Source organism: Pseudomonas sp. B21-059 (assembly GCF_026016285.1).
Lineage (GTDB): Bacteria > Pseudomonadota > Gammaproteobacteria > Pseudomonadales > Pseudomonadaceae > Aquipseudomonas > Aquipseudomonas danubii.
In genome coordinates, this window is the sequence record NZ_CP087201.1 from 6422582 (window position 1) to 6435262 (window position 12681).

At 61.7% G+C, this 12681-nt stretch carries 11 protein-coding genes and 1 pseudogene; 5 read left to right on the forward strand and 7 right to left on the reverse strand.

The window, feature by feature from the left end; genetic code table 11:
• Positions 1-42 precede the first annotated feature (42 nt).
• The 3 genes and pseudogenes from LOY69_RS28660 to LOY69_RS28670 all read right to left on the reverse strand — a co-directional run bounded on the left by LOY69_RS28660 (position 43) and on the right by LOY69_RS28670 (position 3243).
• Positions 43-975: an SdiA-regulated domain-containing protein gene (locus tag LOY69_RS28660; protein ID WP_413787135.1), complete on the reverse strand. Its 933-nt coding sequence runs from the start codon at positions 973-975 to the stop codon at positions 43-45.
• 162 nt (positions 976-1137) lie between these two features.
• Positions 1138-1803 (reverse strand): fumarylacetoacetate hydrolase family protein, encoded by a 666-nt coding sequence (locus tag LOY69_RS28665; protein ID WP_102862133.1) that lies wholly within the window; start codon positions 1801-1803, stop codon positions 1138-1140.
• A 43-nt stretch (positions 1804-1846) separates the two neighbouring features.
• Positions 1847-3243, reverse strand: a pseudogene (locus tag LOY69_RS28670) (FAD-binding oxidoreductase).
• Positions 3244-3447: 204 nt separating this feature from the next.
• Between LOY69_RS28670 and serA the strand changes: the two are divergent.
• On the forward strand, positions 3448-4677 hold the full coding sequence (gene serA, locus LOY69_RS28675) for a phosphoglycerate dehydrogenase (RefSeq protein WP_011064084.1): 1230 nt from the start codon (positions 3448-3450) through the stop codon (positions 4675-4677).
• A 123-nt stretch (positions 4678-4800) separates the two neighbouring features.
• On the opposite strand, the gene LOY69_RS28680 is transcribed toward serA, so the two are convergent.
• Entirely contained in the window at positions 4801-5238 is a 438-nt protein-coding gene (locus LOY69_RS28680) for a DUF4399 domain-containing protein (RefSeq protein WP_102881207.1), read from the reverse strand.
• A gap of 132 nt (positions 5239-5370) precedes the next feature.
• Here LOY69_RS28680 and LOY69_RS28685 point away from each other — a divergent pair, with 132 nt between their 5' ends.
• Positions 5371-6156 carry a transporter substrate-binding domain-containing protein gene (locus LOY69_RS28685; protein ID WP_253084056.1) on the forward strand — a complete coding sequence of 262 codons (786 nt, stop codon included), beginning with the start codon at positions 5371-5373 and terminating at the stop codon, positions 6154-6156.
• Positions 6157-6186: 30 nt separating this feature from the next.
• Here the strand turns inward: LOY69_RS28685 and LOY69_RS28690 are convergent, their stop codons facing one another.
• Together LOY69_RS28690 and LOY69_RS28695 are read right to left on the reverse strand one after the other, a co-directional pair.
• The gene (locus tag LOY69_RS28690) at positions 6187-6669 is read right to left on the reverse strand and encodes a DUF523 domain-containing protein (protein WP_102881473.1); all 483 of its coding nucleotides are present in this window, start codon (positions 6667-6669) and stop codon (positions 6187-6189) included.
• 2 nt (positions 6670-6671) lie between these two features.
• A complete protein-coding gene (locus tag LOY69_RS28695; RefSeq protein WP_265074924.1) occupies positions 6672-7304 on the reverse strand; it encodes a 2OG-Fe(II) oxygenase in 633 nt (210 codons plus the stop codon).
• A gap of 162 nt (positions 7305-7466) precedes the next feature.
• On the opposite strand from LOY69_RS28695, the gene LOY69_RS28700 reads away from it, so the two are divergent.
• Positions 7467-8219, forward strand: coding sequence for a DUF2059 domain-containing protein (locus LOY69_RS28700; RefSeq protein ID WP_110652452.1), 753 nt, complete (start codon positions 7467-7469; stop codon positions 8217-8219).
• A gap of 147 nt (positions 8220-8366) precedes the next feature.
• On the opposite strand, the gene LOY69_RS28705 is transcribed toward LOY69_RS28700, so the two are convergent.
• A complete protein-coding gene (locus tag LOY69_RS28705; protein ID WP_102862139.1) occupies positions 8367-9305 on the reverse strand; it encodes an alpha/beta hydrolase in 939 nt (312 codons plus the stop codon).
• A gap of 111 nt (positions 9306-9416) precedes the next feature.
• Between LOY69_RS28705 and LOY69_RS28710 the strand changes: the two genes are divergently transcribed.
• Both LOY69_RS28710 and LOY69_RS28715 read left to right on the forward strand, forming a co-directional pair.
• Entirely contained in the window at positions 9417-9995 is a 579-nt protein-coding gene (locus LOY69_RS28710) for a DUF6436 domain-containing protein (protein WP_115581164.1), read from the forward strand.
• Between the two features lie 108 nt (positions 9996-10103).
• Positions 10104-12512 (forward strand): penicillin acylase family protein, encoded by a 2409-nt coding sequence (locus LOY69_RS28715; protein ID WP_102881211.1) that lies wholly within the window; start codon positions 10104-10106, stop codon positions 12510-12512.
• The last annotated feature ends 169 nt before the right edge of the window (positions 12513-12681 follow it).

Consider the following 12681-nt stretch of genomic DNA (forward strand, 5'->3'; position numbering starts at 1 on the left):
CAAGCTTAATCGACGATCCGGCAAAGGCGCCGGACCAGGAGATCATTGCTTCTCGAAGCAATAGAACAGATTGGGCTCGCTGACCATGTACAGGTTGCCGGCCTCATCCATGGCCACGCCTTCGGCCCGGGGAATGGTGTTCTGCAGGCCGTTGAAGCCGCCGAGCAAGGCCATGAAGCTGACTTGCTCACCCTGCTCGTCCAGCTCCAGCAACAGATGAGAGTCGGCGGACAGCACCAGGGTATGACCGGTGCGCGGGTCAATGCCCAGGGCCGAGAGGTTACGCAAGTCGAGCTCCTCGCTGGCGAGTTTCTGCTTGCTGCCCTTGAGCGCCTGGCTGCCATCGCTGCTCCAGGTGAAGAGTGCCGCTGGACGCTCCTCGCCCAACAGCAGTTGCTGCTTGCGCGGGTTCCAGGCAATGGCTTCAAAAGCCTTGTTCTGATCTTCCGAAGGGCCCAGGTCGTAGGTCGGAAAATCGGCGATGTTCAGCTCTTTGGTACTGGCATCAACTTTGACGATCACCAGCGAATGCTGACGCTCATCGACTATCGCCAGTAAGCCATTCTCCAAGACTGCCACCCCTTCCGGGTTGCTCCAGCCCACCAGAGGGATCTTGCGCAGGACGTCGCCTTGCAGGGTCAGCTCCGCCAGGAACGGATGCTTGCCCATTACCGAAAACAAAGTTTTGGTCTGCGGGTTGTAGGAGAGATCCGACGCTTCATCGCTCTCCATGCCAGGCAGCGCCTTGGCATCGATGACCACGCGGTAACCGGGTAGCCAGATGCTGGCGCTGCGCTCGGAAGGACTGACAAACCGCTCCTGCACCCAGAGCGCACCACGGTCGTCCCAATGCAGGAGACTGGCAACGCCATAGCAGATCACACCCGCCAGCAGCAGCCAGGAGTACCAGCGCATGCGCAGGCGAATACGCGACATACGACTGCCGAGAGGCTTAGTCAGAGGAGGAGCGCCCATCACAAGAATTCCAGAGGTCAGCCATGGTTGATAGCACGCAGTGTTCAGATCGGCGAACCATAGACCTAGGAATTATCCGGAACGAATGTGAAAAAACAGTAAAAGGCCATGATCTTTCTACGAGGTGTGCCGGATTCCCGGGTCCTCGTAGAAAGTTCCCGATCAACGGACGCTGCTGGTGAAGCGACTGACGCCCGGCAGCTCCAGCACCAGTTCATCACCGACATTCAGCGGCCCGACGCCAACCGGGGTGCCGGTGAGAATCACATCGCCGGCCTGCAGGGAAAAGCAGCCGGCCATGTACTGGATCATCGGCACTATGGGATTGAGCATGTCACTGCTGTTGCCGTCCTGGCGTACCTCACCGTTGATGGTCAGGCGAATGCCGATATCCGTCAGGTCGGCAAAACTGCTGCCCACCACGAATGGCGCGATAACCGCCGCGCCATCGAACGACTTGGCGATTTCCCAAGGCAGGCCCTTGGCCTTGAGCTCGGCCTGCTTGTCGCGCAGGGTCAAGTCCAGGGCCGGGGCGAAACCGGAGATGGCGTCCAGCACTTCTTCGCGGCTGGGCTTGGTGGACAATGGCTTGCCGATCAGCACGGCGATTTCCGCCTCGTAGTGCACCGAGCCGCGCTCGGTGGGAATGGCAAAACCACCTTCCAGCGGCACCACGCAACTGCCGGGCTTGATAAACAGCAGGGGCTCGGTGGGAACCGGGTTGTCCAGCTCCTTGGCGTGCTCGGCGTAGTTACGACCGATGCAAACCACCTTGCCCAGAGGGAAATGAATCCGGGTACCGTCGACATACTGGTGCTGATAGCTCATTACCGACTCCTGCTCGTGTGCTTCATCAGGGCGCTGCTTGCACTCAAACAGCGAAGATCTTGCCCGGGTTCATGATGCCGTTCGGATCGAACACTGCCTTGACTGCCTTCATGTACTCGATCTCAACCGGCGAGCGGCTGTAGGTCAGGTAATCACGCTTGGTCATGCCCACGCCATGCTCGGCGGAAAATCGAACCGTTGTACTTCTCGACGGTTTCGAATACCCACTTGTTGACCGTGGCGCACTTGGCGAAGAACTCGTCCTTGCTCAGGTTGTCCGGCTTGAGGATGTTCAGGTGCAGGTTGCCGTCGCCAATGTGACCGAACCAGACGATTTCGAAGTCCGGATAGTGTTTTGCCGACGATGGCGTCGATTTCCTTAAGGAAAGCCGGCACTTTCGAAACAGTGACCGAAATATCGTTCTTGTAAGGGGTCCAGTGGGAAATGGTCTCGGAGATGTATTCCCGCAACTTCCACAGGTTCTGCAACTGGGTTTCACTCTGGCTCATCACCCCGTCCAACACCCAACCCTGTTCGACACAATGCTCGAAGGTTTCCAGGGCGTGGTTGGCCACTTCTTCAGTGGTCGCTTCAAACTCCAGCAAGGCGTAGAACGGGCAGTCGGACTCGAAGGGAGCCGGCACGTCACCACGGGCCAGGACCTTGGCCAGGGCCTTGTCGGAGAAGAATTCGAAGGCGGTCAGGTCGAGCTTGCTCTGGAAAGCGTGCAGCACCGGCATGATCGAGTCGAAATCGGCGGTGCCGAGCACCATGGCGGTGAGGTTCTTTGGCGCCCGATCCAGACGCATGGTGGCCTCGACCACGAAGCCCAGGGTGCCTTCGGCGCCGATGAACAACTGGCGCAGGTCATAGCCGGTGGCGTTCTTGATCAGGTCCTTGTTCAACTCCAGCACGTCGCCCTTGCCGGTGACCACTTTCATGCCGGCCACCCAGTTGCGGGTCATGCCGTAGCGAATCACCTTGATACCACCGGCATTGGTGCCGATATTGCCGCCAATCTGACTGGAGCCGGCAGAAGCGAAGTCCACCGGGTAGTAGAGGCTATTTTCTTCCGCCAGGTTCTGCAGTTGTTCGGTGACCACCCCCGGCTGGCACACCGCGGTGCGGTCAGTCAGGTTCAGGTCGAGTATCTGGTTCATATAGTCGAAGGACACCACCACTTCGCCGTTGGCTGCCACGGCAGCGGCCGAGAGCCCGGTCCGCCCGCCGGAAGGCACCAGCGCGACCTTGTGCTGATTGGCCCAGCGCACGATGGCCTGGACCTGCTCGGTGGTCTTGGGGAACACGATGGCCGTGGGGGCCGGGGCGAAGTGCTTGGTCCAATCCTTGCCGTAAGCATTCAGGGAGTCAGCGTCGGTCAGCACCTTGCCAGGCTCAACCAGGGTCTTCAGCTCATCAATCAGGGCAGGATTGGTCATCGACAGAACTCTCGAACAATTCATGGTCATCCTGAGAACGCTTCACGTCGCAGGAATGAGTGTTTAGCGGGGCGCGTATGCTAGCATACCGCCCCCGCTAGAGAGTGCCCAAGGGCCTTTCTGCGGTGGCGGTTGCATGCCGTCCAGGTCAGCTCAAGCTGTCCATTTCCCTGCCATTTTTCTCCGGGACACAGGTTTACGCAGATGAGCAAGACTTCTCTCGATAAGAGCAAGATCAAGTTCCTTCTCCTCGAAGGCGTCCACCAATCCGCTGTCGACGTCCTCAAGGCCGCCGGCTACACCAGCATCGAGTACCTCACCGGTTCTCTGCCGGAAGCCCAGCTCAAGGAAAAGATCGCCGATGCACACTTCATCGGTATTCGCTCCCGCACTCAACTGACCGAAGAGATCTTCGACCACGCGAAGAAACTGGTCGCAGTGGGTTGCTTCTGCATCGGCACCAACCAGGTTGACCTGTCCGCCGCTCGCGAGCGCGGCATCGCGGTGTTCAACGCGCCTTACTCCAACACCCGTTCGGTCGCCGAACTGGTACTGGCCGAGGCCATCCTGCTGCTGCGCGGCATCCCTGAGAAAAACGCTTCCTGCCACCGTGGCGGTTGGATCAAGAGCGCGGCCAACTCCTTCGAAATCCGCGGCAAGAAGCTGGGTATCGTCGGTTATGGCTCCATTGGTACTCAGCTGTCGGTACTGGCCGAAGGCTTAGGGATGCAGGTGTTCTTCTATGACACCGTGACCAAGCTGCCACTGGGCAACGCCACCCAGGTGGGCAACCTGCACGAGCTGCTGGGCATGTCCGACATCGTCACCCTGCACGTGCCGGAAACCGCGGCCACTCAGTGGATGATCGGCGAAAAGGAAATCCGTGCCATCAAGAAAGGCGGCATCCTGATCAACGCCGCTCGCGGCACCGTGGTTGAGCTGGACGCCCTGGCGGACGCGATCAAGGACAAGCACCTGATCGGCGCGGCCATCGACGTGTTCCCGGTTGAACCGCGCTCCAACGACGAAGAGTTCGAAAGCCCGCTGCGCGGCCTGGACAACGTGATCCTGACTCCGCACATCGGCGGTTCCACCGCTGAAGCCCAAGCCAACATCGGCCTGGAAGTGGCAGAGAAGCTGGTCAAGTACAGCGACAACGGTACTTCGGTCTCCTCGGTCAACTTCCCGGAAGTGGCGCTGCCGGCCCACCCTGGCAAGCACCGCCTGCTGCACATCCACGAGAACATCCCGGGTGTGATGAGCGAGATCAACAAGGTCTTCGCCGAAAACGGCATCAACATCTCCGGTCAGTTCCTGCAGACCAACGAAAAGGTCGGCTACGTGGTGATCGACGTCGACGCCGAGTACTCGGACCTGGCGCAAGAGAAGCTGCAGCACATCAACGGCACCATCCGTTGCCGTGTGCTGTTCTAAGAGCAGCGGCAAGTTTCAAGCTGCAAGCCATAACTGGCTTGCAGCTTGTAGCTGAAACCTTGCAGCTAGCTGCGCAAAAAAGGGAGCCCATCAAGGCTCCCTTTTTTTGCGCAGCGTTTACGATTATTTCACTATTACTGTGATTTTCTTGGAGACGATGACCGGGCTGAACGGCACGTGGTTCTTGTCGCCCAGCTCCAGCTGCAGGGTGTGCTTGCCCGGGGTCAAGGTCACTTCGGTTTCGGTCTGGGCCTTGCCGAAATGCAGGTGGTTGGCGTCCATCGGGATCGGCAGGTTCTCGGCCGGCAGTTGATCGACATCGATCAGCAGGTGATGGTGGCCGGTATTGGCGGTCTGATCGCCCGCCGGTGCCAGGGCAATGCCTTCAACGCCGAACTTGACCTTGAAGGTCTTGTCCACGGTGGCTCCATCAGCAGGTGAAACGATGAACACCTTGGCGCCCTCTGGTGCCTGAGTACGAGGAATATCCGCCGCGCCCGCCAGCATCGAGGCTCCAAGCAACAGACTGGCCAAGGCCGCACGGGACATAAAATTTTTCATTATCTTCTCCAGTTTTTCCGCAAATCTTTTACGGTTATGACAACTTCGTGGCGATTCGTTGTCGAAGGCACTCAACACCTTAGCAAAGCGAGCCTGAACGGCGCATCGCTCATATAAATTCAAGGAGTGACCATGCGTTTCCTGCCTGGCCTGATACTTTTGCTACCCCTTGTGAGCACTGGCGCTCAAGCCGAACTGATGGACGACATCAATGACCGCGGGGAACTGCGCATCGCCCTGGAAGCCAATACGCCACCCTTCAACTTCAAGGACGACGGCAAACTCACCGGCTTCGAGGTGGAGTTGGGGCAGTTGCTGGCCAGTGAGCTGGACGTGCGCGCGGACTTCGTGGTGACCGCGGCGGCCGAGTTGCTGCCAGGTGTGGAGAGCGGCAAGTTCGACGTGGCCATCAACCACATAGCAGTGACCCCGGAACTCAAGGATCGTTTCGATTTCAGCGAGCCCTATAGCTATTCCAGCGCCCAGTTGATCGTGCGCAAGGAAGAACAACGCCCGCTGTTTTCCCTCCAGGCCCTGCGTGGCCAGGCGCTGGGCGTGGCTCAGGGCAGCCAGTTCGTTGATCAGGCACGGACCGTGGAAGGCATCAACCTGCGCAGCTATGCCGATGCCCAGCAACCGATCAAGGATGTGGCGGACAAACAGATCGACGCGGCCATCAGCGACCGCCTGCTGATTCCCTATGCCATTCGCGACAGTCGCCTGCCCGTAAAGGAAGGCGCCAAGGTGGGCCCGACCCTGAGCCTGGCGATTCCCTTCCAGAAAGGAAACCCGGCGTTCCAGGCGAGCCTGGACAGCGCCCTGCAGCGGATCAAGGCCGATGGGCGACTGATGGCCCTGTCGGAGAAGTGGTTCGGCATGGATGCGAGCAAACCGCCCAAGGCTGAAGCCGGGCAGTAATCCTTGCCCGATAGCCGCCGCACGCTGCGGCTACAGGGCGGCCAGGGCAGCAGCGGCCTCGGGCAGCTGCAACTCACTGAAGACTTGCACGCCATGGCGCTGCAATAGCGCCGCAGTCACGCCCTCGCCCTGAACCTTGATGCCGCTGAAGGTGCCGTCATAGGTGAGCACATTGCCGCAGGACGGACTGTTGGCCTTGAGTACGGCGATACGGATTCCGTGCTTGCGCACCAGTTCCAGGGCTTGCCGGGCGCCGGAGAGAAACTCGGCGCTGACATCCTCCCCCTCAGAGGTCAGCACTGAAGCCTTGCCATCCAGCACCTCGACGCCTTGCCCGCCCGGAATCTCCGCGGCCGCCCGTGGCGTCGGCAAGCCGCCGGCCACCTCCGGGCACAAGGCAACCACCCGGCCCTCTTGCAACCAGCTGGACAATTGATCGAAGGGGCCGCTGGCACCGCCGTCGTAGCGTACGCGGTGGCCCAACAGACAGCGACTGACCAGAATCTTGTGCATCATCAGAACGGCTCGTTACCACGACGCCGGAACCAGCCGGTCAAGGACAGGCGCTCCCGGGTCGCTGGGAGGACTTCATGGGGCACCTCGCCAGAGAGAAACACCACTAGCCGGCCCCCGACGGGGGATACATCGTATGGCTCCTGATCGTTCAGGTACATGCGCAGTTGCCCGCCGTGCTCGGGCAACCATTGCGAGTTGAGGTAGATCACGGCCGACACCATGCGCCGGTCGTCATCGCGAAAGCGATCCACGTGACGCTTGTAGAAAGCGCCCGGCGGGTACATCGCGAAGTGACATTCGAAATCCTCAAGCCCGAGAAACAGGCCTCGATTGAGGGCCTCGCGCAGGCTGTCCATCAACCCCAGATAGGTATCGACGGCCTCGGCCTGGCCGGGCTCGAGCCACTGGATATGGTCGCCGCGAATACCCTCGCGTATCTCCTGAGCCGGGCCTCGCCCTACCGCCGCAGGCGCCAGTTCACCTTCTATTGCACGTTTACGGCACTCAGCCGCCAGTTCGAGGGTCAGACCCTCGGGCAGGAAAATATTCTGCTGCGACCAGCCACAGGCGGCCAGGTCGTCGACGATACGCAACAACAGCGGATGATCAGAGGGTATTTGCATGGCGCGCATAGTATCCAGCATCAGATAAATCTGACAGAGCCACAGAGCGGAGGATCACGCATTTTTTTCCAATGCATTTTCCATTCATTACTTTAGCGGGCGATCCTGATACGAATTCTCGACAACCATCGCCTTGCCCCGGAGAATAGTCGCCTGCTGACAGGAGTCCTTATGCGCCGTTTGCTTTTCTCACTGTTGATGTTCTGCGCCTTGCCTACCTGGGCAGACAGCCACGACCAGTTGTACAAGGTCGCCGGTTGGCCGGAACAGCGCGCGCATTTCAACGATGCCCTCAGCGCCGCCCAGCAGCGCTACCAGAACAGCTTGCCGCCGGCGGTCTACCAGGCCCTGGTGGACAACAGTAACCAGCGCTTTGCGCCCCAGGCCGTGGACCGTCGCGCCGAAGAGCAACTGCGCCGGCATCTCGCCAATCCCGCCCCCGCCCTGGCTTTCTTCCAGTCGCCCCTGGGCCGCAAGATCGTCGCCGCCGAACTGCTGGCCACCCGTCGCGACCAGTTGGCCAAGAATGCTCAGGGCCTGCCGAAGATGCAGGTCAGCGATAACCGCCAATTGATCATCGGCCACCTGGCCCAGGCACTACCGGCCAAGGAGGCCGGCGCGGAAGTCAGCCTGGCGATCGCCGGAGTCGCCGCAGACAGCCTGAGCCAGATGATTCCCGGCCTGCTGGGAGGGGGGCAGGCCCAGGGCATGCTCAACGGTCAGCGCCAGCGATTGATGCAGCAGATCGGCAACGACCTGAACAACACCCTGCTGTACGTTTACCGGGACCTGTCCGACACCGAGCTGGAAGAGTTCGCAACCTTCGCCGAATCCACTGAGGGCAAGGCCTATTACCAGGCAGCCCTGGCAGCGATTCGCGCCGGCCTGGCGGTCGGCCAGAGTACCTCCAGCCTCGCCCCCTGATCCAGCCAACTCACCTGTAGCCGCTGCCGAGCCCGCGAGGCTGCGCAAAACTCCGCAGGACCTTGCCAGGCAATCCAGCGCCGAACCTCCAGCGACTCTTCCGGCCGTTCGCAGCCTACGGCTGCGGCTACACCCATCTCCTGCGGCTCAAACGTGCTGGGTCAGAAAGGCGAAGTACTGATCGCGGTACAAGGGAATTTCATTGGCCAGGTGATGCCGCGCCTCCGGCAGCATCAAGACCTCGGGGGCCGTGAACTTACCGCGAATCACTTGCAGGTTGTGCTCCCAATCCACCGTCATGTCCGCCTGCCCCTGCACGATCAGCGGCTGCCTTGAACTGCGCGGGGCGGCTTCCAGCCGCTTGATCCAACGCGCCAACGCGCCGACCCAGGCAGTGGGCAAACGTTGTGGCTGCAACGGATCGGCCTGAAGGAAGGCAAGAAAATCCGGATCGTTGGAGTTCTCGCTGAAGCGCCGGGCAATGCCGCTGACAAATGGCCGCAACAGGTAATAGCTGAGCATCGACCAGCCCCAGGCTCGGGGTCGCACCAAGGGCGACAGCAGCACCACTTGCCCCTGGGCCGGGCTCTCGGCGCCCTGGTTGAGCAAGTGATCCATGATGATCGCGCCACCGGTGCTTTGCCCGAACAAGTGCCAGGGCTGGGGCAACTCCAGAGACCGCGCCTCGGCGAACAGGCCTTGCAGTACCTGTTGATACACCGCGAAATCATCGATGCTGGCGCGCTCGCCACTGGACAGGCCATGCCCCGGCAGGTCACAGGAAATCACCACGAAGCGGCGCTGCAGAGCCCACTCGATCACATGCCGGTACAAGCCCATGTGATCGTAGAAACCGTGGAACAGAAACAGCGTTGCCTGTGGCTGTTCCGGCCACCACACCTGCGTGACCACCTCGTAGCCCTCCACTTGAAAGCGCCCCAAGCGACTACGTGGCACGAGCGCCCGTCCGGCGAAGTCCAGCCCATAGAAGCGCTGATAGGCCTGGGCCTCCACCGACAAGGGCTGCCCAGCCACCAGAGGTTGCAGACTGGCACGCAGGTGGTCGGGGTCGAAGGTCACGGACATGGGATTTTCCAAAGCGGGGGGCACCGGGGATAAAACAGGCTTTCTAGGCCTGCGATATTCATCTGTCGCGGCAAGCATGGCAAGCTACGCGACCTTCGAGGACCGATCTTAATGCGCCAGCCTTACCGCACCTCCCTGCTTGCCAGCCTGCTCGTCCTGATCTGCGCCGTGGTGCTGTGGTGCGCCTACGACTGGTTCCAGGGACGCTATCTGCGGGCCTTCAGTGAACACACCGCGGTGTTCTCCGGCGACCCGCTGCAACTGCCCGCCGAGCTGGCCGGCCCCGGGGCCATCCGCCTGGTGCACTTCTGGGACCCGGCCTGCCCCTGCAACGTCGGCAACCAGCAGCACCTGGCTGAACTGATCGAAACCTATGGTCCGCGGGGCGTGGAGTTCTATTCCGTGCAGAAGCCCGGCAGTCACGGCCAACTGCCCGCCACCCTGGGCCGCCTGAAGCCCCTCGACAGCCTGCCCGGCGCCGAACAGATTCCCGCCAGTCCGGCGGTGGCGATCTGGGACCGCAACGGCAAGCTGGCCTACTTCGGGCCCTACAGCGAAGGCCTGACCTGCAACTCCAGCAACAGCTTCATCGAGCCTATCCTCCAGGCGCTGGAGAACCATCGCCAGATCAATGCCACCCACACCCTGGCGGTAGGCTGCTACTGTCCCTGGCCAGTCACTGCCAATTAAAGGCATTCGCGCCTATTCAAGGACTGCCTCCTGCGCGAGGCCCATGACTTGTGCTAAATCTCTGCTGCTCTTCCAGGGCGGCACTGAAAACAACAGCAAGGAGCCCGCATGAAACGCAGCCTGACCGTCGTCGCTGTCCTGATCCTCGCCGTGCTGGCGGGTGTCGTCGGTTATCTCTACAGCAAGCAGCCGACGCGTCAGGGCCAGGTGGAAGTCCGTGGCCTGCAAGGCTCGGTCACTGTGCGTTACGACGAGCGTGGCGTGCCCCATATCCGCGCGGAGAACGAAACCGACCTGTATCGCGCCCTGGGTTACGTCCACGCCCAGGACCGACTGTTCCAGATGGAAGTCTTGCGGCGCCTGTCCCGGGGCGAACTGGCAGAGGTCCTAGGGCCCAAGCTACTGGATACCGACAAACTGTTCCGCAGCCTGCGCATCCGCGAGCGCGCTGACAGCTATGTGGCCGGGCTCGACCGTCAGTCTCCCGCCTGGAAGGCCCTGGAAGCCTATCTGGATGGCATCAACCAGTATCAGGACAGCCACGCCAGCCCCATGGAGTTCGATGTTCTGGGCATCCACAAGCGGCCATTCACCGCAGAAGACACCGTCAGCGTCGCCGGTTTCATGGCCTACAGCTTCGCCATGGCCTTTCGCACCGAACCGCTCTTGACCTACATCCGCGACCAGTTGGGCAACGATTACCTGAAAGTCTTCGACCTCGACTGGCAGCCCAAGGGCGTGCTGGCCAAAGGCAAGCCGCAACCGTCCTTGCCCCTGGCCGCTGTCGACTGGCAGGACCTGGGGCAGATCGCCCTCCTGAGCCAGCAAGCCCTGAGCGAGGCCGGACTGCCGCAATTCGAAGGCAGCAACGCCTGGGCCGTGGCCGGCGCTCGGACCAAGAGCGGACGCCCGCTGCTGGCCGGCGATCCGCACATCCGCTACTCCCTGCCGTCGGTGTGGTACGAGGCGCAGCTTTCGGCGCCGGGCTTCGAACTCTACGGCCATCATCAAGCCCTGGTGCCCTTCGCCTTCCTGGGCCACAACCTGGACTTCGGCTGGAGCCTGACCATGTTCCAGAACGACGATCTCGACCTGATCGTCGAGAAGGTCAACCCGGAAAACCCCAATCAGGTCTGGTTCCATGACAAATGGGTCGATCTGATCAGCAGCGAGCAGCAGATTGCAGTCAAGGGCCAGGCGCCGGTGACCCTGACCCTGCGCCAGTCGCCCCACGGCCCGATCATCAACGACATGCTCGGCACCACCGTGGGCAAGGCCCCGGTGGCCATGTGGTGGGGCTTTTTGGAAACCCCCAACCCGATCCTCGATGGTTTCTACCAGCTCAACCGCGCCGATACCCTGGCCAAGGTCCGAGCGGCCTCCGCCAAGGTCCACGCCCCCGGACTGAACATTGTCTGGGCTAACGCCAAGGGCGATATCGGCTGGTGGGCGGCGGCGCTGCTGCCCAAGCGCCCGACCGGGGCGAAACCGGCGTTCCTGCTCGACGGCAGCACCGCCATGGCTGACAAGGAGGGCTTCTACCCCTTTAGCGCCAACCCCCAGGAAGAGAACCCGGCCCGGGGCTATATCGTCTCCGCCAACTTCCAGCCCGTCTCCCCGACCGGCATGGAGATCCCCGGCTACTACAACCTCGCCGACCGGGGTCAGCAACTGGACCGTCAGCTCAGTGACAAAAGCGTGAAATGGGACCTGGAAAACACCCAGAAGCTGCAGCTGGGCACGACAACCGCCTACGGGCCGCGCCTGCTGGCACCGCTGTTGCCCGTGCTGCGGGAAGTGGTCGGCGCGCCTGAGGAACTGAAGCTGGTGGAGCAACTGGCCAAGTGGCAGGGCGACTACCCGCTGGACTCCACCAGCGCCACCCTGTTCAACCAATTCCTGTTCGAGCTGGCCAACGCCACCTTCCATGAAAAACTCGGTGACGCCTACTTCGATGCCCTGATCCAGGCCCGAGTGGTGGATGCTGCCCTGCCCCGGCTGGCGGCCGATCCCGATTCCCCCTGGTGGGACAACCGCACCACGCCCCAGCGTGAAAGCCGGGCCGACACCGTCAAGGTGGCCTGGCACGCCAGCATCGACCACCTCAAGCGCACCCTGGGCGCCAACCCCGCGAAATGGCACTGGGGCAGCGCCCATACCCTGACCCACGGCCACCCGCTGGGGATGCAGAAGCCTCTGGACCGGGTATTCAACGTCGGCCCCCTGGACGCCCCGGGCAGCCATGAAGTGCCGAACAATCTCACCGCCAAGATCGGCCCGGCACCCTGGTCCGTGGTGTATGGCCCCTCGACCCGGCGCATCATCGACTTCGCCGACCCGGCCCACAGCCTGACCATCAACCCCGTGGGCCAGAGCGGCGTGCTGTTCGACAAGCACTACGACGACCAGGCCGAGGCCTACATCGAAGGGGTCTACCAACAGGCGCACTTCAGCGAAGAAGAAGTCACCGCCAACACCCGCAGCACCCTGAAGCTGCTGCCGGCGCGCCGCCCCTGAGCGCTCCGCCCCGTAGGAGCTGGCTTGCCAGCGAAGAGGCCTGCAAGCCTGGCGTGCCTCTCGCGAACGCTTTCGCCGGCAAGCCGGCTCCTACGGCGAAACAGGCGGCATGGGGCAATAAAAAACCTCGCTCCCGGTTACGGGGCGAGGTTTTTTATTGCGAACCTGA